General features: G+C 71.2%; 20 protein-coding genes. 8 read left to right on the top strand and 12 right to left on the bottom strand.

Features of this window, described 5'->3' with window-relative positions; genetic code table 11:
- Positions 1–124 precede the first annotated feature (124 nt).
- From ABT263_RS35900 to ABT263_RS35845, 12 genes are all read right to left on the bottom strand, one after another.
- A complete protein-coding gene (locus ABT263_RS35900) occupies positions 125–328 on the bottom strand; it encodes a hypothetical protein (RefSeq protein ID WP_352297416.1) in 204 nt (67 codons plus the stop codon).
- A 178-nt stretch (positions 329–506) separates the two neighbouring features.
- Positions 507–1,271 carry a hypothetical protein gene (locus ABT263_RS35895; protein ID WP_352297413.1) on the bottom strand — a complete coding sequence of 255 codons (765 nt, stop codon included), beginning with the start codon at positions 1,269–1,271 and terminating at the stop codon, positions 507–509.
- Positions 1,272–1,632: 361 nt separating this feature from the next.
- Entirely contained in the window at positions 1,633–2,043 is a 411-nt protein-coding gene (locus ABT263_RS35890; protein ID WP_352297410.1) for a hypothetical protein, read from the bottom strand.
- Positions 2,044–2,557: 514 nt separating this feature from the next.
- Complete coding sequence (locus ABT263_RS35885) at positions 2,558–2,899, bottom strand: hypothetical protein (protein ID WP_352297407.1); 342 nt, start codon at positions 2,897–2,899, stop codon at positions 2,558–2,560.
- A gap of 752 nt (positions 2,900–3,651) precedes the next feature.
- The gene (locus tag ABT263_RS35880; RefSeq protein ID WP_352297405.1) at positions 3,652–4,401 is read right to left on the bottom strand and encodes a GGDEF domain-containing protein; all 750 of its coding nucleotides are present in this window, start codon (positions 4,399–4,401) and stop codon (positions 3,652–3,654) included.
- Between the two features lie 786 nt (positions 4,402–5,187).
- Entirely contained in the window at positions 5,188–5,343 is a 156-nt protein-coding gene (locus tag ABT263_RS35875) for a hypothetical protein (RefSeq protein ID WP_352297402.1), read from the bottom strand.
- A 997-nt stretch (positions 5,344–6,340) separates the two neighbouring features.
- Positions 6,341–7,159 carry a hypothetical protein gene (locus ABT263_RS35870; RefSeq protein WP_352297399.1) on the bottom strand — a complete coding sequence of 273 codons (819 nt, stop codon included), beginning with the start codon at positions 7,157–7,159 and terminating at the stop codon, positions 6,341–6,343.
- A 288-nt stretch (positions 7,160–7,447) separates the two neighbouring features.
- Complete coding sequence (locus tag ABT263_RS35865) at positions 7,448–9,505, bottom strand: ATP-binding protein (protein ID WP_352297396.1); 2,058 nt, start codon at positions 9,503–9,505, stop codon at positions 7,448–7,450.
- 446 nt (positions 9,506–9,951) lie between these two features.
- Positions 9,952–11,403 (bottom strand): hypothetical protein, encoded by a 1,452-nt coding sequence (locus ABT263_RS35860; RefSeq protein ID WP_352297393.1) that lies wholly within the window; start codon positions 11,401–11,403, stop codon positions 9,952–9,954.
- Positions 11,404–11,565: 162 nt separating this feature from the next.
- Positions 11,566–11,763: a hypothetical protein gene (locus tag ABT263_RS35855; protein ID WP_352297391.1), complete on the bottom strand. Its 198-nt coding sequence runs from the start codon at positions 11,761–11,763 to the stop codon at positions 11,566–11,568.
- 50 nt (positions 11,764–11,813) lie between these two features.
- Positions 11,814–12,530, bottom strand: coding sequence for a hypothetical protein (locus tag ABT263_RS35850; RefSeq protein WP_352297389.1), 717 nt, complete (start codon positions 12,528–12,530; stop codon positions 11,814–11,816).
- Positions 12,527–13,681: a hypothetical protein gene (locus ABT263_RS35845; protein ID WP_352297386.1), complete on the bottom strand. Its 1,155-nt coding sequence runs from the start codon at positions 13,679–13,681 to the stop codon at positions 12,527–12,529. The genes ABT263_RS35850 and ABT263_RS35845 overlap by 4 nt, the downstream gene beginning before the upstream one ends.
- 325 nt (positions 13,682–14,006) lie before the next feature.
- Between ABT263_RS35845 and ABT263_RS35840 the strand changes: the two genes are divergently transcribed.
- The 8 genes from ABT263_RS35840 (at position 14,007) to ABT263_RS35805 (ending at position 22,218) form a co-directional block, all read left to right on the top strand.
- Positions 14,007–14,345, top strand: a complete 339-nt coding sequence (locus ABT263_RS35840; protein WP_352297383.1) for a DUF8827 family protein — start codon at positions 14,007–14,009, stop codon at positions 14,343–14,345.
- Between the two features lie 131 nt (positions 14,346–14,476).
- Positions 14,477–15,148 carry a DUF8175 domain-containg protein gene (locus ABT263_RS35835; protein WP_352297380.1) on the top strand — a complete coding sequence of 224 codons (672 nt, stop codon included), beginning with the start codon at positions 14,477–14,479 and terminating at the stop codon, positions 15,146–15,148.
- Positions 15,126–15,419 carry a hypothetical protein gene (locus ABT263_RS35830; RefSeq protein WP_352297377.1) on the top strand — a complete coding sequence of 98 codons (294 nt, stop codon included), beginning with the start codon at positions 15,126–15,128 and terminating at the stop codon, positions 15,417–15,419. Before ABT263_RS35835 ends, ABT263_RS35830 begins: the two co-directional genes overlap by 23 nt.
- Complete coding sequence (locus tag ABT263_RS35825) at positions 15,419–16,912, top strand: hypothetical protein (RefSeq protein ID WP_352297374.1); 1,494 nt, start codon at positions 15,419–15,421, stop codon at positions 16,910–16,912. The genes ABT263_RS35830 and ABT263_RS35825 overlap by 1 nt, the downstream gene beginning before the upstream one ends.
- Before the next feature lie 50 nt (positions 16,913–16,962).
- On the top strand, positions 16,963–18,450 hold the full coding sequence (locus ABT263_RS35820) for an SCO6880 family protein (protein ID WP_352297371.1): 1,488 nt from the start codon (positions 16,963–16,965) through the stop codon (positions 18,448–18,450).
- A 15-nt stretch (positions 18,451–18,465) separates the two neighbouring features.
- Complete coding sequence (locus ABT263_RS35815; RefSeq protein ID WP_352297368.1) at positions 18,466–19,824, top strand: putative type IV secretion/conjugal transfer ATPase; 1,359 nt, start codon at positions 18,466–18,468, stop codon at positions 19,822–19,824.
- A 2-nt stretch (positions 19,825–19,826) separates the two neighbouring features.
- On the top strand, positions 19,827–21,620 hold the full coding sequence (locus ABT263_RS35810) for a type IV secretory system conjugative DNA transfer family protein (RefSeq protein WP_352297419.1): 1,794 nt from the start codon (positions 19,827–19,829) through the stop codon (positions 21,618–21,620).
- Positions 21,613–22,218: a hypothetical protein gene (locus ABT263_RS35805; RefSeq protein WP_352297365.1), complete on the top strand. Its 606-nt coding sequence runs from the start codon at positions 21,613–21,615 to the stop codon at positions 22,216–22,218. Before ABT263_RS35810 ends, ABT263_RS35805 begins: the two co-directional genes overlap by 8 nt.
- The last annotated feature ends 309 nt before the right edge of the window (positions 22,219–22,527 follow it).

Raw genomic sequence — 22,527 nt, 5'->3', positions numbered from 1 at the left:
CGGGCGCCCCGGGCGGGCGACACCCCCCCCCCCCGCCCTGGGGTGGCCCCGCCGCGCCCCGCCCGCTGTCACAGCGGCGGGGGCGCGGCGGGGCATCCCGCCATCGGCCCGGTCAGGCGGACGGTCAGAGCCCCGGCTTGGTCAGGTCCACCCGTCCGGGGTTCGAGGCGGGTCGCGAAGCGGGCCTCCCGCGACGCTCCCCGGTCTGCAGGGCGTCCTGGTATCCGGCGCGATAGCCGTCCGGGCGGGCGTCGCGGTAGCCCCAGCGGTAGCCCATCCAGCTCACCAGAGCGGTCCACACACCGTCGAACAAGAGAGACAGAAACACGAACGACACCTTTCGGTCGTGCCGGTACCGGCATCCACAGGATGCGCACCCGGCGAACATGGGAGGCCTGGCCGCACCCCCCGGGCCGCGCCAAGTCCGCACAGCGGAGAGGGCGCTGACCGGAAAGGTAGAGAGGCGACACCGCGAGTCAACCCCGCTCCCCCACCGGCCAACACGCTCACTCCTGGGCCGGTGGCCAGGTCAGTTCGGGAAACAGGCGCCGGACCTGGGACTCGGCCCACGGCTGGACGGTGTCCGATGCCTCCTGGCCGGGCTCGGCGGCCCAGAAGTGCCAGCCCTCGGCGCATCCGGCGGCCTCGCGGGCGAGCACCCCCATGACGTCCTGGACGGTCAGCAGGGGCGGCAGCGGCTCGCCGCCCTCGAACGGCTTGCTGAAGACCGCGTAGACCTTCGCGGCGACGTCCGCGGCGTCCATGACGGCGGTGGTGGTCACGGACAGCGCCACGCTCCCATCGGCCGCCCGCCGCCAGCGGTAGGAGGCGGGTACCGGGTCCGGTGCCCGGCGGCTGCCGACCGTCTCGAACCCGGCGGTCTCCAGCGGCCGCTCGGCGGCTTGGCGGCGCGGGGCGAACAGCCGGACGCAGGCTTCGACGGCGCCGAGCAACTCGGCGAACTCGACGGCGAACTGGTCGGGGTGGCGGACGTGACCGAGGTTCGGCGACTCGAACAGCACCACCTCGTCACCGCGCCCCTCCAGGTGGCCGGTCGGGAAGTAGTGGGCGTGCATACCGGTGTACTCGCCGATCGTGCCTGCCAGGTCGCCGTCCACATCGGACATCGCCACCTCGCCGCAGCCGCCGGGCACGGGCAACACCAGGCAGGTGCAGGCGGCGTTGCCGTGCACCTCGTAGCGGATACCGCGCTGGTCCAACGCGGCACGGACGACAGTGGCGAGCGGGTCGCCGGGATTCCACATGCTCACGGAACTTCCTTCTCAGGTGAACGGGACAGTCGGGGTCCAGTACCCGGCCTGCCGGGAACACAGGACGGCACGTGCGGCGCGTCCCGCGAACGGCGAGGACGGAGAAGACCCCCAGGGGAACCCGCACGACCGGAACGGTCACGGAGGCGGGGACAGGACGCACAGTAGGTGCGGCAGAACGCCGGTCAACCCCGGGCCAGAACAACAGGCCGACAGGCCGGGACGCGGCGGCCCGGTCCTGGCGGGCGGGCGCTTGAACACAGGGCCCGCCGCCGCCCCTGACCCACGGCCCCGAGAACCGGCCCGAGCCAAGGACCCATCCCGGACCGGATCAGGCGCCCCGGAAGCCGAGCCCGCAGAGTCACCCCGCACCCCGCACCGGGCAGGGGGTGGTGGCGAGACACCTACGTCCCGCCCCGGCGGGAAGACGGGAAGGCCGGACGTTCCCAGGACTTGCCGCATCGCGCGGCCGAGTCCAGGCGCCGCTCGCCGGGGCGTCGCTGTCTCCGGGGTCGGCGCCGTCGGCGATGAGCTGGGTCCTGATGTTGTCACGGTCCTCCTCGCTGAGGGCCGCACCGGGGTACGGGGCGAGCATCGCGTCGAGGGCGGGCATCAGCTCGGCGACGGTGACGATGAACGAGTACAGACCCAGCGCCTCGACGGGCTCGATCGAGTCGTTCTTCCACAGCTGCGCGAAGACGTTGTGCAGCGGCCGGTCGTAGCCCCATTCGAGGCGCAGGCTGTCGGTGAGCGGCATGGTGTAGCGGGACAAGAGGGATCCTTTGATCGTGTCGGAAGGTCGGTCGGACAGTTGGCGGCAGGCGGGCCGGGCACACGGCCCTGCGGTGGGGCGGTCGCCCTACCGGGCCGGAACGGTGACCGGGCACCGGGAGGGCCGAGGGGGTGATGGCGGCCGGGCCCCCGCGAGGGGTGCGGGGGCCTGGCCACTGGTGTGCCGCCTCCGCCCGGGGGGATGCGGGAGGCGGCACCGGGGCGCCTCGACCCACCCGGGGGGTGGTGGGGGGCGCCGGGGGAACCCGCGCGGCCGGGGATGGTCACGGCCGCCGGGCACAGGACACACAGTAGAAGCGGCAGGACGCCGGTCAACCCCTGGCGCCGTGGCGGAACACACCCGGTGCCCCACCAGCACGAGGCGCGACGGTCAGCCACGTACCGACGGCCAGCCGCGCGTTCCGGCCGCCGCCGATCACGCTCTCGTCGTCGGAATGGGCGGTGACGCCCCACGCGGCGAAGGGCGGGCCGGCGGCGGCCTCCGCCGTCTCGCTCTAGAGCGCTTCGCCGGTGGCGTCCCGCCCCGTGTCGTCGCCACCCTTCTCGGCCTCGCCGCCGTGCTGGACGATCAGGGCGCGCACGGCGTCGAGCGGCACGTCCAGGAACAGCGTTCCGTCCATGGCGTCGCCGCCGGTCAGCCAGTGGTCCCACGGGTCCTCAAGCTGCCATGCCTCCGAGTCGGGGGCGGTCAGGCCGGAGAACAGGAAGACCTCCGCCGTGTCGGTGCCGGGCCTGACCGTGAGACTGAACGCGTGGCCGTCGGCGAGACGGACGTGGTCGAAACCGCCGGTGGTCGCGCCGGACACGAGGCTGTCGAATCGGGTCGTACTCGTCATCTACGGTCCTTCGGTAGTGGAGAAGCTTCGGCCTCTGGCCCTGGGGCGGGTGCCCGGGCAATCCCGCACGGGCCGCGGACAGAACCGCGGCCCGTGCGGGAACAGGACGCACCATAGGAACGGCACAACGCCGGTCAACCCCGGACCACGCCGACGAGCGACGGCCCGAAGTCAGCCGGTGGCGGGGGCAGTGCCGTCAGGCCAGGCGCACCCCCGGACGTGCTCAGGGCCGGGCCACTGAACAACCTGTGCGTCGGACCCGGCCCGAGGCGGCGGCGGGACAGGGAGCCGAGAACGAGCCCGGCGCCGCAGGGCCGCGAAGTCGGTGTCGGCAGCCTCATAGCCGGCGGCGACCATGCCAGCGGGCGGGTGGACGGGTGGACGGGTGGGAGGAGTCGATCAGGCGGCGGGCGGTCATCGGCGGGAAGCGTTCCTTCACCGGCCGACGGGGTGGGGTGGGCCCGGCGGTACCGCCGGGGTGCACGCAGACGTGCTCCCGGCACGACGCGTGGAACGCCCACAGGACCGGGGGCCACCGAGCGCTCTGCCCGAGCAGGAAGGCGGCCCTGAGCCGGAGCCGGTCACTGCCCCAACCGCGGCAGGTGGTTGCTCGCTCGGCTGCCCCGGCGGCGTTCCCTTCCCGCCGGGCCCTCCTTCCCGCCCTGTCGCCGGGCGGCCCACGCCTGGCGGCCGACCGGGGACGCACCGGTGCCCGGCACCCCGTACGGAGTGCCGGGCCGACGGGCGGGCCGTTACACGCAGCCCGGCGCTGCGGCGCCACGTCCCCGGCGGCCGGAGCCCTTCGCCGCGTACATCGCCCGGTCGGCGTCCCCGAGCGCCCGGCCCAGGTCGCCGCTCACCGTGGCCGACCCCACCGAGACCCCGACCACCAGGGCCAGGCCCTCGTGAACGACGGGGGCGGCGATGTCCTCCCTCAACGCGTTCAGGCGGTCCGGCAGGCGGGCGTCGTGTGCGGCCAGGACGACGAACTCGTCCCCGCCGAACCGTGCGGCCGCCTCGTTCGGACGCAGCCAGTGGGTGATCCGCTCCCCGACCGCTGCCAGGACCGCATCACCGGCCGCATGGCCGAACGTGTCGTTCACCGGCTTGAAGTCGTCCAGGTCCAGCAGGACGACGCAGTATCCGGGCCCGGCCGTGCGCAGCAGCTCGGCCGCGTGCCGGGTGAATCCCCGACGTCCCTCCAGGCCACTGACCGGGTCCATGCGGGCTTCGGCCAACTCGGCGAGCAGCTCGTCCCGCTCTTCGCTCAGCGTCCGCACCTGGTCGAGGCTCGCGGCCAGCCGCTGACGCAGCCGCCGGTTCACCTCCAGCAGGCGCCGCACGGACCCACGCAGCGACTCGATCCGGACGGCCGCCGGGGTACGAGCCAGGACCAGCGCCCTGGCCGCAGCAATCGCGGGAGAACCGCCACCAACGCCGGGCACGGCCTCCGGGGCACTGCCGGGGACCGCCGCCCCCACCTCCACAACGTCGGCGGGCACGGCGGGTGTGGCGGGTGTGGCCCGGTGGGGCGTTCGGGTCAGGGCATGGACCGCTCGTCGGGGAGCGACTAGAACCCTCGAACTCGGATGTGCCATGGTAGATCCACCTCTCCTGTACCGGAGTTGAGGACCCCGCCCCCGGGGTGTGGTGAGCGTCTCGCCAGATGAACCACCACACCCCGGGGCTACGGGGCCCCGGGCAACGGCCACCACGCGCGTCCTCTACGTCCCCCGGTCACGGCCCGGCCGCGTGCTGCCCGTGCCGGTCCAGCCCGAACAACAGGCGGGAGGGGAACGACACAGACATCAGAGTCGGCGAGGGCGGGAAGAGAATGGGAGCACCCCGGGGGGGTGAAGGCACCCCGGGGTGAGGACGATCGCTCGGGCCACTCCGGAACCTAGGCACGACGCCGCGCCGAACAACCCCCAACCGGCCCTCGCCGAAGCCCAGTTGCATCGCCGCGCGGCGGGCAGCCGGACGCCCGCCGCCCCCTCCCGCTCCCACCCAGTCAGCACCACACCCCCCCCGGACACCAGCCCCCCAACCCGGCCCAAGCCGCTTAGGTGCGGAGGCGCCGCAACTGCCAGCGGCTGGTCAACCCCGATGCGGCCCAGGCTGGTACTCGGCCGGGGTGTTCGCCGGTGGTGACGCAGCGACAGCGGATTCCCCCGCCGGGCCGGGTGTGACAGCCCCCGGGACGCAGCGATGCTGCGTCCCGGGGCCGGGGCCGAGGGCGAGGGCGTGGGCGTGGGCGTGGTGCTGGCGGTGCCGCAGGTGGGGGTGGATCAGTCGCTACAGGAAAGGGCGACGCTGTCCTTGCTGACCTCCAGTACCAGCCAGCGCAGCCCGTCCGCCATGAAGTAGGTGCCGTCGTCCTTCACCCAGACGAGGCACGCTCCGGTGGCGTCGGAGAACGAGCTGGCGCGGTGGCGTGGGTGCAAGTCCGTTCTTCCGAGTTGGGGTTGAGAGCGCGGGCCCCAGGCAGGCCTTCGGACACGGACTGGAGACGGCCGTGACGGGCTGGAGCGGGTGGGTGTGGTGGGGCGCCCCGCCTGCGGGACGGGTGGGGCTGTGGAAGCCCGTACGGCCGGGACTGTCACGGCCGTACGGGTGGGAACAGGACGCACAGTAGGAGTGGCAGGCGTCAGGTCAACTCCGGATCGCGGCGACGGGCGCCGGGCCATCGGGCGCCGGCCGCGTGAGAACGGCTACCTGGACGGGCGGTCAGTTCCCGACGGGCATGGCTGGGGAACCGGCTCACCTGGCGCAGCCGGGACTGGCGGCGATCCGGAGGCCCTGGCCGGTTGGGCAACCCCGTACACGACTGCGCCTCTCCCCTGGGCCAGGCGGGCCGAGGGGAGAGGCGCGGTCGTATGCAGGTGCAGGCGAAGAGATGGTCAGGAGGTGTACGGAGGCAAGGCCCGGTCGGCGGCCGCGGCCAACTGCCGGTGGCGCCGGCTTGGCGGGCTTCTGGGCTTGGACTGCTCTGGCGGACCTGGCCGCCGGGTCGGTGCGCTCGGAGCGCGGGGACGGTCCGCACGGTAGGGCGCTCGGGCGGGCGTTCAAGGGTGCTGGTGGTCGAACTGGGCCTCGACTCAAAGGCCGGAGCGCGCACCGGAGTGGGCCGGCTGTCGGCGTGGATGGACACGGGTGCTGGCACCTGGCTCCGTGGACCACGGCGGCCGGGGCTCGGTGGTGGGCCTGCTCACGGTCCTCAGGGCTTGCGAAGGGGTCCGACTTCCTGACACCTCTTGCATCTTTTGTCTGCTGCCGGGAGAGGCGGAGAGCCTTCCGGATTCGGGGGTTGTGCGGGGCGGTTTCGTTGGGGCTGTCTGCTTACCGCTGGGGTCCGGCAGCTACTCTGCGGGGACGGGCGGGGCGGGGCCTTCTCGGCTGGGGCGACGGCGTGAGGCGCCGCCTGGTTGGCGGCGCCTCGCTTCAGTGGGCCAGCTTGGGGATCAGGGCGACGATGAGATCGAGGCCTGTGGTCACGGTGAGGTGGAGGCGGGCTTCGGGGGTCGCACGCCTGGGAGCGGGAAGGTGGAGGCGCACGATAGGGGCGTCGTCGCTCAGCCGACCGAGTTCGATCGTGTCGTAGGTGTCGGTGCCGCGGCGGGCCTGGTTCGCAAGGATTCGAAGAGTGGGGTGAGCGGCGATGAGGCGGCGTCCCACAGGGCTGTACACCGACCGGATCCGGTGCCAGGGGCGCCGCCCGGGCGGGCTGAGGAGCAGCGGGAGGGCGCGTTCGGCTACGGCCAGTGTCAGCGGTGCGGTGAGGGTCACCGCGTGGCTGTCCTCGTTGACGGTGGCGGATGCGGTGCCGTACCGGGAGTTCGGCCAGCGGGCCTCGGCACCCTGCCAGGTGAAGCCTTCGATGGCGGACTCGGGCACGGCCATGGCGATGGCGTGCTGTGCGCGGATGCGACGGGTCGTGCGCTGTTCGTCGTCCTCGGAGCGGGCGTCGCGTTTGTCCAGGTCCGGCAGGATGGTGCGCAGGGCCTCGCCTGCGAGGCGGTCCGCAGTGGCTTGGGAGCTGGGGATGTAGACGTGGGCTCCGATGGCGAAGGGGCCGCCGCAGTAGCCTGCCACGATGATCGAGTCGCTGTCCTTGCCGACCAGGATTCGGCGTGAGCCGTCGGTCAGGGCGAGGGCAGGCTCGTTGTTGTAGATCTGGTACGAGTCCTTCTCGTGGGTCCATGTTCGGGTCGCGATCGTGGGGAGCAGGGTTGCCGCCTGTTGTGCGAGGGTGTCGAGCATGCCGGATGTCTCCTTGGTTCGGCCGGAGTGGGTTCGCCGGCGCGTGATAGCGGTGGCAGCGGGTTGAGCCCGGCCCGGCAGAGGGGCACGGGTGCGTGGGCCGTGCTGTTCGGTCGGACCGGTCGGGCGGTCCCGCAGATGGGAGTTGCGCGCAGCTGGCCGGACGGCGGTGCCGTCGCGGTGAGGAAGGTAGGTCTGCGCTGCTGGGAGTCAAGGCCCACCGGCTGTGTGGTCGGGGGTGCCGCCGGGCCCGTGGTGGTGGGCCCGGCGGCACCGCTGGGCTGGCGGTTAGCGGAGCGGCGTTTCCGCCTCGGCGCGGAGGAGGTCGAGAACCGGCTGGAGCCAGGTGTCTTCGGCGTCGTAGGGGGTCCGTCCGTCGGCCATCGCGCGGAAGAGCGGAACTTGTTCGGCGTAGATGCCACCGGCGCGGTCGAGATCTGCGAGCGCCCGTGCCAGGGGCTTCTGGACGACCTGGGACCACGGCCGGTTCTTGTCCTCCGGCTTGCGCCGGTTGTACGTGGGGGCTTCGGGTGCCATGTGGGCGAGCCAGAGGACGCCGGGGTTCATGCCGACGAGTCCGGCGATGGCGGTGGCCTTGTCGTAGTCGGTGACGCAGCTCACGCCCTGGGCCTTGCGCCAGCCGACGGGGTGGGGGCTGTGGAGGACGTTCCAGTAGACCGGCTTGAGGGCGATGCCCCGCAGGAGGCGGGCGACGGAGAGGCCGGTGCTCGCCCGACGTTCCTCCATGCGGGCGTGCAGGATTTCGGCGAGCAGGCGGCGCGGCGCTGGTGCGGCCTGCAGGAGCTTGGAGCGCGCGATGGCCTTCCTGTCCGGCTTGGCGGGAGGCGTGCGGTCCTGGGGGCTGATGAGCCGTGCTCCTGGCGGGAGGGCGGTGCCTTCCCAGGCGGTCGGCTCGGTGAGTTCGAGGACGAGTGAGCCGTCTGCCAGGGTCATGCACAGGCTCAGCAATTTCGCGCCGGTGTCCTCCAGCGCCGTCTCGAAGCCGGAGCTGCGGTCGGAATGGGTGCTCTGCTCGAAGAAGGCCTTGCGGTGGGCGGCCTCGTGGACGAGCGTCGCGATGGTGCCCTCGCGGTCCGTCAGGGTGTCACGGTGGAAGGCGATGACGTCGGTGGTGGTGTAGTACTTTCCGGCGGTCCCGCAGCCGATGTCCTCGCTCTCGCTGTAGACCCGGACCTTTCCTATGCTCTCGGGCCCGAGCGCGGCTCGGTAGAGCGCCACGGCGTAGTCGAGGTTCCGCAGCTGCGCGGTGGTGAGAGAGGCGAGGGAGACCCAGGTGGTCTTGCTCTCGCGCCTGCGGGTTTCCGTTCGGACTGCTGTGCGCCGACGCTCGACGCCGAGGAGTTCCATGAGGGAGCGGTGCTGGTAGGGCGGGAGTTCGGTTTCGACCATGACCACGCCTCGGTCCATCAGCCAGGCTCCGTCCTCCATTCCGTCGGCGCCTTCGGAGTTCTCATTCCCGTCGCTGTAGTAGAGGCGGACCCCGGTGGGAAAGGCGCGCCTGGCTGCGCCGAGGAAAGCGAGTTTGACGGTGTAGTCGCTTACCCTGCTGAAGTACTGTTCCTGCGGTGCGATCGTCTTCCGGGCCAGTGCCCGAGTGACGAAGTGGTCGATCACGTCGGGGTCGGAGCACGTGGCAAGCGCCTGGATGAGGTGGTGGTCGAGTGCGCGGCCGTCGACGATGGTGCGGTCCCGGTTCTGGTCTCCCTTGGCGAGGCCGAGCGGGAGGTCGTAGCTGGCCGAGAGCCGGGAGTCGGCGCTGACCAGGATGCCCCCGATGAAGATCCTCCCGGGGGCACCGTCGAGCATGACCCGGGCCCTGTCCTGGGGCGGGGTGTAGCCTGGCTGCGTCAGATGCAGGACGCGGGAGATGGCGTCGTCGGCGACGTGCTCGGGGCACTGGATGGTGATCTTGGTGCCGGTGGTGCGCTCGCCGGGGTACAGCGTGTAGACGAGGGTGGCGGCGGCCTTGTCACCCCGCATCGGGACGATGCCGTCCAGGGGACTGCGGTTCTCGATGCTCGGGGTGAACGCGTACCCCACGGTCTCGAACCAGATCTCGCCGATCTCGAGATCGCGGGCCAGCACGAGGGCGGCGAGCTTCTTGCCCTCGCCGAACTGGCCGATCTGCTGGCTGGTCTTACTGGACGCTCCGAGCACGAAGGCGTCCTGGGCTATTCCGGGCCCCCGGTCCTCGATGGTGAGGATTCCGTCGGCCCAGGACACGTTGGCCTCGGGGTCCTCGTCAAGCGCATTGGCGATCAGCTCAACGATCGCCCTGGGGGTGGTCCACTTCTTCACGTAGTCGGGCGAGATGGGGAATGGCATCGAAATACCGGCACCACGCGGAGCGGACTTCTGAGCTTCGCTCATGATTTCTGCCTCGTCTTTCACGGCCATTTCCTCTGGCCGTTCCGATGAGGCAGAAGGTAGGAATTCCCAGGGCGCAATCAAGACCCCGCTACCGGCGAACATGACTGATTTCGCGCAGGAACAGCGGGGCTGCTACTCCGGCCGTAGTCCGAGCTGTGGCTGTGCACAGATGTTGGCGAGTCGAGGTGAATGGGGCATGGCACCACCCCGGTTCCGCCAGCGAGAGATCACGCACTACGAATCGGGATGTGCCGGCGCACCAGGTGTTCGACGCGGGCGGCACGGCAGCGCGAGGACGCGGCGGCGGAAAGCACCCGGTGTGGCCGGCCTCTGGTCGGATGCCGTAGGGGTGTCGTGCTGCGCACCGGCCGCCGGGTCGGCGTGGTGTTGGTGCCCCGGTGTCAGGTGGGCGAAGGGCCGGTGGTGGGTGGATTGGGCTGTCGGCCGGCACACGGATGACGTTCGGCCGGACGCCCGGTTCGAACAGGTGCGCCGCCCTCGTGGCGCTGCCGGTGCTGTGTCTCGCGTTCCAGGTCTTCGGCGATCCGCTGGCGCGGGTCGAGTTCGGAGCGGGTGTTCGCCTCGGCCGTGAGCTGTTCCAGATGGTCCTGGTACTTGGCGGCCTTCGTCCGCAGCCGGGCTGCCGCCGATCGGAGGTCAGCTGCCAGGACCTCGGCGTCCTGGAGGTCGCGTTCGACGGCGCCCCGGAGCTGGCCGGCGGCCGTGGGGTTCCGGAGTCGGCGGGGGGATGTGGGGCGGAGCGTGCGGGCGCGGGTCAGCGCGGTCGTGGCGGCGGCGATCGCTTCGTCGGCGGTGCTCTTGGCGCGTTCGGCCTGGGCCCGTAGCTCGCGGGCGTCGTGGCGCTGGGCCGCCGGGGTCGTGCCGCGTAGCAGCAGGTGGGTGGGACTGGCGTGGGCGCGTCGTTCGGCTTCGTCGGCGGCTTGGTGGAGTGCGAGGGATCGGCGTATGTGGGTATTGGCGCTCTGGAAGCCGGTGGTGGCTTCTCGTGCCGCCTCGGCCGCCTCGCGTCCCGTCTGGATGTCGTGGCGTAGGGCGCGCGCTGCCGGGCCGCGGCCGTGTTCGGCGTCGGCCGTCAGCGCGGCGGCTTCGGCCTCGGCGCTCTCCGCCTGGCCGATGAGGTTCGGTATGGTCTGCTTCAGCCAGGAGAGCTGTCGTGCGAGCGTCGCGGCCGGCACGTGGCCGTGAGGACGGGCGGTCCACGGCTGCGTTGGTTGGGCGGCTGCCGCCGGCCGGGGCGCAGCGTGCCACACGGCTTCGAGATCGATGAGAGCAGCGTCGTCGGCGCCGGGCGATCGTTCGCTGCCCGCTGCGTCGAGGATCTGGCCGACTCGACCGATCTGGAGGTCCCGTTCGAGCCTGGCGAGGATCCGGTGGTCGTCCAGTCGGTCCTGGAGGGAGGGCGGCGGTGTCGCGCGCCGGGCGGCCTGGTCCGCGAGGTGGCGGACGTAGGTCTCCGGGGTGATCGCGCCGGAGTCCAGGTCCTGTTGAAGCTCTCGGCGCTCGGTCTCCTCCAGGGCCTGATTCTGCTGAGCTGCTTCCTCCAGTCGGGCCTGCTCGAGAGTGCGCTGTTCCTGGCGGAGCTGCTCGAGGGGGTCGCTGGTGCTGTGATGCGCCAGGGTGGCGAAGACCCGTTGCACGTGGGTGCCGATGAGAAGCCGCTCGCGCCAGCCTGAGGCCCTGGTCGCGTAGAGGACATCGCCGATGGCTGTGGAGAGCCAGCTGTAGGTGGTGTCGCCGACGGTCGCACGGTCGGACGTGGTGGGATCGCTCATGTCGTGCTCCAGGCGATCAGGCCCGTCCCTGGCGGATGGACGGTCAGCTGCGCTGGTCACCCGCGGTACGGGTCAGCTCCTCATGGTCGCTCCCCCGGCCGGTGGGCACCACGGCCAGGTGGCGCGCCTCCCGCTCTGCGGAAAGCACGGCCTCATGCTCCCGGAGCGCGGGATCGGGGCTTCGCTCGGGGCACTGCCCGGTGCCAGTTCATTGGTGCCGGTTCAGCGTCGTCGCCGCCTGTGCGGGGGCCAGATGAAGGCGAGGCCGACGCCGACGGCGACCATGGCGATCGGTATGAGGATGTCCGGGAAGCTGGCGGCGGGGTGGTCGGTGTTCCACATGGATCCGGCCGTGAGCATTCCCAGCATGACGAGCAGGTGCGGGAAGTACCGGATGAACAAGACCGTGAGTCGCGCCATCCCGGCCACGGTGGCCCCCCTTTCGGTCCGAAGGGCCACGGTAGCGTGAATCATGCTGGCGTGAGGAGGCTTATACGGCGCCGGACGGCGAGAACGGTGGGGTTGGTCTCGGGAGTTGGGGCGACGGTGGCGAGCATGGCCAGGAGGGGCTGGCCGCTGGCGAGGGCCTCGGTGTCGGGGACGTCCTTCCATGAGGCGGCGGCCTGGCGGGCGCTGGAGCGTGCGGCCCTGCTGGCGGGCCCTGCGGACTGTGCCCAGCCCTGGGCGATGTAGGTCCACAGTTCGGCCGCGTAGCGGTAGTCACCGGACATCCATGCGAGGTCGGCGCGTACGCCGGCGGTGGTGAGGGTGGCGGGGTGGCGTTCGCCGTGAGTGACTGTCAGGTCGGCGAGCAGCCGGTCGGCCTGGGCGGCTGCTCTGGCGAAGTCGTGGGCGCGGCCGGCCTCGTAAACCGCCTGGAGGGCCTGCTCGTGTTCGGGAGAGGTGCTGCTCTCGACGGCGGGGGCGCGAGCGGGGGTGTGCGGGAGGATTGGTTCGCCGGGGGCCAGTGCGCGGGTGCTTCCGTCCGGGTTGATCTGCAGTCTGAGGCGCTGCTCGGTGCGGGTGTCGTGGATGGCGGCCGCGATCGGCCCTCCGGAGCCCGCGGCGTCGAGAGCGAGCTGCTGCAGGACGACGCGTGCGGGGTCGACGCCGGGCGGGACGTCGATGGGCTCGGCGTCGATGAGTGCGGCGCCGTCCGGGGTGATGCGCACCTGGGTGTCGGTCACGTCGTTCCTCCGGGGACGGGAAGGGTGCTGGTGCCTCCTGCGGAGGGGAAGGCGGGGGCGGCCCAGCCGCGGTAGCGCATGTGCCAGGTGCCGTCGGTGATGTCGGAGCGGGGGCGGATGCCGATGGTGCCGTAGCCGTTGATGTCGGTGCTGGCGATCATGTCTCCGCCGAGGTACAGGGCGACGTGGCCGAACTCGCTTCCGCTGTCGTAGAACAGGAGCGCGCCGGGGGGCGGTGAGTTGTCTCCGGGGTGACCGTCCCCGGAGGCGACCAGACGCTGCCAGTGGATGTTGGCGCTCTCGGATCCGGAGGATCCCCAGCCGTAGGCCTGGGCGACGAAGTTGTCGCAGTGGTTGTGAAAGTCGGAGCGGCCGCTGGCCGCGGCTGCCCGTGCGACCGCGATGGCCTGGGCGGGCGTTCGCGGGTTCTTGGCGGTGAAGTCCGCGGCAGGGTCCGTTCCCGTGCCCGGCGCAGCCCCGGGGGCGGGGTCGCAGCCGGCGAACACGGAGGTGACAGCGGCGGTTCCCCAGGTGGTGCTGACGAGTCCGCCGGCACTTTGTTCCCACTTGGCGTAGGCATCAGGCAGGCCCGAGCGCTGCACAGCCTGGGCGGCCTGGGTGAGCGGCCGGGTCTGCCAGTCCTTGACCGTGACGAGGCCGTCGTAGAACTTGTTGGAGGCGTAGACCGGGTCGGTGATCTGCGCGGCGGTGCCCCAGCCCTGGCTCGGGCGCTGCTGGAAGAGCCCGAGGCTGTCGCGGTCGCCGTGGTCGAGGTTCTCCAGTGTCGACTCCTGCATCGCGGTGGCAACGGCGATGACGGCTGCCCGGGGGCTGAGCCCGCGGGTGCGTGCGACGTTGGTGATGGTGGAGGCGTTGCGGACCTGCTGCTCGGTCCAGTGGGGGTTCTGCTGCGGGCCTTGGGGGCTGATCGGTACGACGGCCGCCGCGCCGTCCTGGGTGACGGGCGGCTCCCAGCCTTCGGCGGGTACGACCGCGCCCGCACCGTGAGTGCCGTCGCCGACGGGGGCGAGGGCGGTGGTGCAGGTCGCGGCGTTGGCGTCGGCCGCTCCGGCACCGCCCAGGATCACGATCGACAGACCCATCAGGGCAACGACAAGCAGCGCGACGAGCATCGGGGCGCTCTTCTTCACCGCCCCACTCTGGCGGGCGAATACCTGCCGGGCTTAGTCACCTTGGGGGAGGTTCCCGGGGGCCGGGATTTCCTGCGTGAGGTTCCCGCCCTGCGGATTCCGCACGTTCCGGAGCGGGACCCGACTGCCGTTGGATCGCCCCGGCGCTTGTAATGGCCTGGCCGGGAGGTGACTGCGGTCCGCACTCCCGGGTGGGTAACGGCGGACGGAACACCGCCAATCCAAAGGGGGCCAGGAATTGTCTGTGGGAACCGTCACCCTTTGAGGGGGCCGGAACTCACGAGGATTCCCCGTGCTGTACGGAAATAGGGAACAGGGTGGGCATATGGCACTGCACGACGTAAACCTCGCGGCTGACCCGACGCCGAAGCCGTCGGGCGGCGCGGTGGACGGCCTGGTCACCGGGCTGGCCCCGGACTGGGGCCCGTTCGCGTCCGTCGGCGGGACAGCTCGTACGGTCATCCAGGCCATCATGGCTGCGGTGATCCTGATCCTGCTGGGCAGGGCCCTGATCGGCGTGATCCACCTGAAGGTCGGCGGGTCTCAGCACGACACGGTCCAGGTCAAGCAGGGCCAGAAGGAACTCGCGGGAAGCCTCGTTGCCGCGTTCATCGTGGCCTCCATCGGGACGCTGTTCACCATTGTCTACGGGATGGGCCTCTGATGCCCCGTCGAGGTAATGGCGGCACGCGGTTCTTGAGGGACGATGAGCCGTCCCGGAAATCCCCGGGCCCGTTCCGGGGTCCTATTCTGGTTGTCGCCGTCGTTCTCCTTGCGCTGGTCATCGGGGCCGTTTTGATCGGCCGCAGCTCGTATGACTCCGGTTCCGGTTCGGACCATTCGGCGCCCTCGGGGCAAGCGAGCAATGCCGCCGGTGGTTCGAGCCTGACCAGTGCCTCCACGCCCGGCCAGGCAGCCGCATCCCGGTTGGTCGAGGGTGTTCCGGTCGGCTACAGCCCGACACGGGAGGGGGCCGTCGCGGCGGCGGTCAACTACGAGATCGCCCGGTCGAGCGCGCGCTACCTCACCGATGCCGGGTCACGCGAGCGGATCCTGAAGACGATCATGGCGTCCGATGCCGCGGCCGGCCAGATCAAGGACGACAACGCGGCCGGCGCGCGGTTCTACTCGGCGCTGGGGCTGACGGCCGACACCGCGGACAAGCTGATCGCACGGGCCTCCCCGCTCGGGTCCAAGGTCGTGAGCTACTCCCCCGAGGTGGCGACGGTCAGCGTGTGGATGAGCGGCATCGTCGGACTGCCGACACCCAACGCCCCCGTCCCCGTCTCGGCGTCCTGGACGACCTACACGCTCGTCCTCGTCTGGCGCGACGGCGACTGGAAGACCTCGTCCATCTCGGTCACGCCCGGCCCGACACCACTGCAGTCCACGGGCCAGCAGCCCACCTCCACGGACGTCTTCACCTCGATGGACAAGGACTTCGATGCGCCTCCTTACATCGGCTGACACCCCGCTGCGCCGCATCGTCCTCGCACTGGGGTGCGCCTGGATGGCGACGATGGCCGTCATCACCGCTCCACCCGCCCACGCCAACGACGTCTCCGACGCCCTGTGCAAGGTTCCCTTCGCGGATGTGGTGTGCAGCGCCGTCGAGACCGTCAAGGGCGCGAACGAGTTCGTCGACTTCGCCAAGGACCCCCTCGGCTATGTGGCGCGCTCCCTCTCCAACTCCGTCGTCAGTTCCATGACCTCCCTGACCGAGGACCTCACGCACTGATGGGTATCACCGAGATCGACTGGAGCAACGCCGGCTTCATCCGCACCTACACCATGGCCTTCGGCGCCTCGGTCGTCCTGACCGTCGTGCTGTGGCTCGTGGCTGTCGCCAAGCGAGCAATCCAGGGCGTCAGCCCCGTCCAGGCGCTGGGCGAGTCCATCGGCTACCTGCTGCTGTCCGTCATGACCTCGGCCTTCGCCCCCCTGGGCATCGCCTACCTCACCCAGGTCTTCGACGGGCTGGCGGAGGCGATGCTGGCGCCCGTGACCCAGGACCTGCCGAAGATCGGCGCGGTCCTCGGCGGGATGCTCGCCGTCCTCCTGGTCATCCCGGGCGGGCCGGTCATCGTCCTTTCCATCGGCTTCTTCCTGCTGATGGCGATCCTCGGCGTCTGGCTCGAGCTCATCGTGCGCAACGCACTGATCTACACCGGCTTGGTCTTCGGGCCCACGGTCTTCGCCGGCCTGGTCGACAAAGACCTCTGGGGCCACACCAAGCGCTGGCTCGGGGTGATCGTCGGGATCATCGCGTCGAAGTACGTGACCTTCACGGCCCTGGCCCTCGCCTCCGCGCTGCTGGCCGGCCAGCGCAGCGAGGGCGCCAGCACCGGGCAGGCCTTCGGCACCATCCTCACCGCGGTGGCGCTGTTCTTCCTGGCGCTGTACCTCCCCTTCCAGGTGGCCAAGTTCATTCCGATCCTCGGGGACCAGGTCCAGGACGTCTTCAGCTCGCGCAAGCAGATGGAGGGCGGCCTGTCCAACGTGGCCCAGTCCGCGAAGTCCAGCTTCGGCGACATCAAGTCCAAGCTCGGCGGCGGCTCCGAGGGGGACGATGTGGAGAGCGGGGACGGCGGCGACGAGATCGACGCCGCGGCCGCGGGCGGCGAGGGTGCGGCACCGGGCATCGGGCTCGCGAAGGCCGCTCAGGAGCGCGGCGAGCAGGAGGTCGAGGCGGCCGCGATGCGCGGTGTGGACGGCGCCACGGCGGCCTCGGAGCCGGGCGACGACCAAGGCGATGGGACGGGCAGCGCGGGCGGTGCCGGCGGAACTCCCGAGCAAGCGGCGGACCCGGACGCGGACACGGGCACGGACAAGCCCGCGCAGGGCGCCGACGACTCCGCGCAGCCGGGTGTGGCCGACACGGCGAACGGCACCGACGACCCCGCGCAGCCTGGTACGGCCAACATGGCGCAGAGCGCCGACGACCCCGCGCAGCCTGGTACGGCCGACATGGCGAACGGCGCCGATCCGCACCAAGGCGCGGCTGCAGATGCGGCACCCGCTGACGGGGGGCCGGGCAGCGGTTCCCCGGCGATGGACGGCCCGACAGCAGCGGGCGGGGCCGCACCCGTCTCCGGCGGCCATGACGGCACAGAAGTCGCTTCTGCGGAGTCCGGCCCGTCCGGATCAGTGCCCGCCTCGTCCGCTGGCGCGCCCGCCGAGTCCTTCTCGGACGGCAGTCCGGTGGAAGAGCCCCCTGACGACGGTGAGTGACGCACAATCCCGCCGGCGAGAAGCCCACCCGCCCTCTGTCAGGAGTGACGATGTCCCGTACCTTCCTCTTTCCCCGCCCGCGGCCGCGCGGCCTGTTGGGCCGCCGCCTCGAGATGGACGAGCAGTGGGTGCTGGCCGCCGGTGTCCTGGGCGGGCTGCTCCTGCTCTGGGTGGCACCCGGGATCCCGTTCAAGCTGCTCGGGTTCGCGGTGACGGCGGGCCTGTGCGGGTGGGCGGTGCTCGCGCCCTGGCAGGGCCGGACATTCCTGAAGTGGTTCGAGATCCGCCGAACCCACCGCAGGCTGCTTCGCGACGGCCGGCTGCTGTACCGGTCGATCGCACCGAAGGTGGGCCGGCGCGGGAACGGCACCCCGGAGAAGGTGACACCGCCACCAGGGATCCCGGACGTCGAGTGGATCAACGCCAGAACCGCCTACGGGGACCTGGCGATCCTGCTGCAGACCGACGAGGCGATGTTCACCGCCGCGATCGAGGTCGAGGGGCAGAAGAACTTCGGCGGCCTGGACGCCGAGGACAAGGAGGCGCTGGTCGGAGCGTGGGAGTTCCTGCTGAAGTCGACCGCCGACTCCGGCGGGCGGGTACGCCGGCTGCAGTGGATCAGCCGGGTGGTACCGACCGATCCGAACGCCCACGCCCGTGACGCCGAGGCCCGCCGCGACCCGGCCGCCCCCCAGTGGCTGCACGACTCCTACGACCAGCTGCTGCGCACGGTGGCGATCTCCGCCGAAGACCGGCGACTGCTGATCGTCGTGGGCATCCCCTACGACACGGAGCTGGTCGCCGAGGCCCGCCGCTATCGCACCCTGCACGAGGGCTTCGGAATCGTACTCGGCAAGGAGATCGAGGAGTTCATCCGCCGGCTCGGCCTCGCCCAGCTGCGGTGGGTGCGCAACCTCGACGAGCCGGCCCTCGCCAGCTGGTTCCACCACAGCTACGACCCGAGCCACTGGATCAACGACACCGCGGGCATGGACCGGGCGAGCGCCTGGCCGGCCGAGGTGGACGCTCGGGACCCGGCCGTGATGCTGTCCCGCAGCTGGGAGGGCACGGAGCCCTGGCACAGCGTCACCGCCTGGTGGAAGCAGCTGCCCATCCTGCCGGTCGGGGTGAACTTCCTCGCCCCGCTGCTCCTCTACGTCCAGGACGTCATCTTCACCGTCTCCGTGACGATGGACTTGGTCACCAGCGACGAGGCACTGCGCGAGGCGATGGCGGACGTCACCAACGAGATCGGCCAGGCGGACCGGAAGGCCGGCAAGGTCGGCGACCCGCGCGAGGCCAAGGACCGGCGCACCGCAACGGCCACAATGCACGACATCGCCAACGGCGCGGCGGGCATCCGCCTGGCCGGCTGGGTGACCGTCACCGCGCCGGACGCGGAGAAGCTGAGGCAGCACCGGGACCTTCTGCGGGCGCAGGCCACGCGCGCGAACCTCCGTCTGGAGTGGTGCGACCGCGAGCACTTCCGGGCCCACGCGAACACGCTGCCGCTGGCCGGCGGCCTGCTGAAGGGCTGAGCCGCGATGTTGGAGATGCTGAGGCCCCAGAGGCAGACCCGCCGCCGGGCACTGAGGACGACCACCGCGCAGGCCTGTGGCCTTTACCCGGCGGTCGGCGCGCCGACCGGCGACCCGCGGGGGGTGATCATCGGGCGGGAGATGTACTCCGGGAAGGCGTTCATCTACGACCCGTTCGTGCTGTACGACCCCTCCGCGCGCGAGCGGCTGCCGAGTGGCCACATCCTCATCCTGGGCAAGAGTGGCTACGGCAAGAGCGCCCTGGAGAAGTGCTACGTGCTGCGGCAGCTGCGGTTCCAGGACCGGGCGTTCGCCGTCCTGGACGCCCAGGGCGAGGACGGCGTCGGCGAGTGGGACGCCATCGCCAGAACGCTGGGCATCAAGCCGATCCGTCTCATCTACGGCGGTGCCGACGAGCACGGGGCGGTGCGGATCAACCCGCTCGACCCCCGGATCCCCTCGGAGCACCAGTTCAAGATCCTCTGCTCGATGATCGAGATCATCGACGGGGAGATGACCGCGGAGACCCGCTTCGCTCTCTCGGTCGCCCACCAGGTCGCCGTCACCTCCGCGGCGTCCGCCGGCCGTGTGCCGGTGCTGTCCGACGTCCTGAACGCCCTCACCGCACCCGAACCCTCCGAGCTCGGGAAGAAGACCGTCACCGCAGCCGAGCTCGGACGCTGGGGCCGTCCCGCGTCCTTGGCCATGGACGAGCTCTGCTCCCCCACGCGCGACCTGGCCGGTCTCTTCGACGGTCCGACGACCGAGGGCATCGACCTCGACGCGCGCCTCATCGTCTTCGACCTGACCCGGCTGCCGCGTGAGGGCATGGCGATGCCGCTGCTGATGTCGGTGATCGGGCCGTGGCTGCGCTTCGGGTGGATCCGTCCGCACGACCGGATCAAGCGCACCCTGATCGTGGAAGAGGCCTGGCACATCCTCAGCCACCGCCCCGTCGCGCGACTGTTCGAGGAGTTCGTCCGCTACGGCCGCCGCCTCGGTCTGTCGTTCATGGCGGTCATCCACCACCTGAGCGACGTCGATGTCGGCGAGTCCCCGGAGGCGATGGCCATCCTCAAGCTCACGGCCACCCGGGTGCTCTACCACCTCGACAAGTCGGATGCCGACGCCACGGCCGACTACCTGCAGCTGCCCGCCTGGGCCCGCGAGGCAATCGCCGACGGAGCGAACGTGTGCGCGCCCGGACGTGCGGTCTGGCAGGTCGGCGGCCGGATATCGCTGGTCCAGCATATCCGTTCGAGTACGGAGGTTCGGTTGACGAATACCAACAGCCGGATGAGCGAGGGCACCGCAGCGCGTGCCACCGGCTCGGAGGCCCCACTCATCGCCCTTCACAAGGGGAGCGCAGCGTGAGCATGAACAAGGTCGCCTCGCCGATCTCCGCCACCCGGCTGCGGCTGGGCCGGGACGCCTGGTGGATCAGCCTCATCTTCGCCCTCGTCGCCCTGTCGGCCCTCATCTGGCTCGCCGCCGTCCTGTCCGGTCTCCCGGCCCACCACCGCCTGGCCGGCATCAGCTGGACCGAGGCCGGCGCGTCGTCGGCCCAGGTCTTCATCCACTTCACAGACCCAGCCGCTGCATTCCCCGCGGGCTCAGGAGTCGGCGGGCCGGTCCCCTTCTGGGGCGTGTTCGTCGGCGAGTGCACCGGCGCCTTCTACCTCACCAAGGCCGTGTGGCGGCGCTGGCAGCGCCGACTGTCCGACGGCGCAGACGGCCTCGCCACCCGCAAGCAGCTCGAGAACGCCATGGGGGAGGCCAAGGCGCTCAGCCGGGTGCCCTCGCTTCGCCCGAGCCTGGCCAAGGCCGCGGCCGGCACGGTCGACGTGCGGGAGGTCGCCGTGTTCTGCGGCACCGCCGACCCCGCGCAGCTGCCGCTGTGGCTGACGATCGAGGAGAGCCTGCTGATCGTCGCACCGCCCCGGGAGGGCAAGACCCAGCAGCTGATCCTGCCCGCGATCCTGGACTTCGCGGGCACCGTCCTCGCAACATCGAGCAAGACCGATGTCCTCTTCGCCACCGCGAAGCTGCGCGAGCGCCACGGCAAGGTCATGGCCCTGGACGCCACCGGGTTGTCCGGCTGGCCATACCAGCTCCAGTGGCCGCTGACCGACGGCTGCGAGGACTTCCAGACCGCCCGACGTCGCGCGGAGACCCTCACCTCCTCCACCAAGAGCGACGAGGGCACCAAGAACGGCGGCTACTTCGTGATGAACGCGAAGATGCTCATCACCTGCTGGTTGCACGCGGCAGCCCTCGACGGCCGCAACGCGCTGGACATCCTGAAGTGGGCGACCTCGCCGGCCGAGCGGGAGGCGGTCGACATCCTCGCCCGCCGTGGCAAGGTCGAGCTGTCCCGGGCCCTGGCCGCGCAGCACGCGGCCGCGCCGGAGGAGCGCAGCGCGTCGTGGCGTACCGCGGAGCAGAGCTTCATCGCGCTGTATGACGAGCGGGTCGCGGGGATCTTCGCGCCGCAGGAGAGCAACTTCGACATCGAGGCGTGGCTGCGCGGCGGCGGAACGCTGTTCCTGATCGGGGACGAGGAGGAGGGCAGCGCGCTGGCGCCGATTCTGGCGACGTTCGTCCAGGCGATCCTGGACACGGCGAAGAAGGTCGCGGCGCGGATGCCCAACGGCCGGCTGGATCCCCCGCTGGGGTGCTTCCTGGACGAGCTCGCGAACGTGGCACCGCTCCCCCAGATCCCGAGCTTCATGTCCGTCAGCGGGTCCCAGAACATCTTCGTCGCGGCCGTCCTGCAGAACTTGGCACAGGCCGAGGAGCGCTGGGGCCAGACCGGTGTCCGAAAGCTGTTCGGCGCCGCCACGGCGAAGATCATCCTCGGTGGCGTGTCGGACGAGCAGGAATTGAAGGCCTACTCCTCCCTCGTGGGTGAGTTCGACGAGGACACCGAGTCCGTCTCGGACGACGGCGACCGGGTCTCCTCCTCACTGTCGGTGCGGCGCCGGGCCGCGCTGGAGCCCAGCGACATCCGCATGCTCGAAGAGCGAATGGGCCTCCTGGTCCACCGCCGCACCCCCGCGACACGGGTGCGGTTCGTCCGGGCCTACGAAGGGCCGCGGGGCGCAGAGATCGCGGCGGCCACCAAGGAGGCACTGGCCATGGTCAACCCGGAGGAGGTCACCGGTGCCTGACGCCTTCGACCCGCTGTTCGACGAACTCGCGTCGATCAACGCCGAACTGGCATCCATCGCGGTCAGGCTGGCCACGCTGGAGGAACGCCAGCCCGCTGCGGGGGGCGCAGCCGGTGAGGGCGGCGCCGGGGGCGGGCCGTCCGACCGGGCGGCCGGCGCGCCGGTGCTGTGGCGGTCGATGAGCGCTGAGCAGCGGGTGGCGCTGTGGCCGGAGTTCGTGGCGTGGGTGGTGTGGCTCGCGGATGCGTACGAGCTGACGACCGAGCAGCTGCCCCGGCAGTGCTGGTGGCAGCACGCCTCCGTCGTCGAGGAGCTCACCGCCCTGTGGACGTCGCACTCCTCCGCGTACGCCTCGGAGGAGGACGTCGGCGCCTCCCCCTACCTGTGGCAGGACGCCCTGGCCCGGGCCATCGAGCGGATCAACCGCAACTGGCTCGGCGGCTGCGTCAACGGCTTCCACGAACCGAAGTCCCGCATTGCCTTCGCCGATGCCGCCTACCGCACCGGACTACTGGAGGCAGGCCCACCTGGCGAAGCCGAGCCGCCGGATTCGGCAGGGACCGTCGAGCCGGTGGAGCCACCGCCAGCCGCCAGCTGACACTGCCAGGCCTTCAGTTCTGCGACCACAGCGCGGGCTTCACTCGGGCGTCCAGCCGTTGCCGGACCGGGACTTCACCGGACAGGGCGCCGCCGCCCCACGGGGTCGGCCCGAGCGGCGGCATAGACGCGGTCGGCAGTCGTTCCCGTCCGTCTCAGCAAGTTCGGGCCGCCGAGGGGTTGGCGCGGACTTCTCCCAGGCCAGGCGCTTGATCGGCCCTGCAGGCAGGTGGGCTACGGGCTTGGGGCGTGTAGTAGATAAACGACCCACCCCCACCAAAACGGGGCCCACCAGAACGGGTATAAACAA

Origin of the sequence: Kitasatospora sp. NPDC001603 (assembly GCF_040298365.1) — a bacterium.
Lineage (GTDB): Bacteria > Actinomycetota > Actinomycetes > Streptomycetales > Streptomycetaceae > Kitasatospora.
This window is presented reverse-complemented; position numbering and strand designations above follow the sequence as displayed.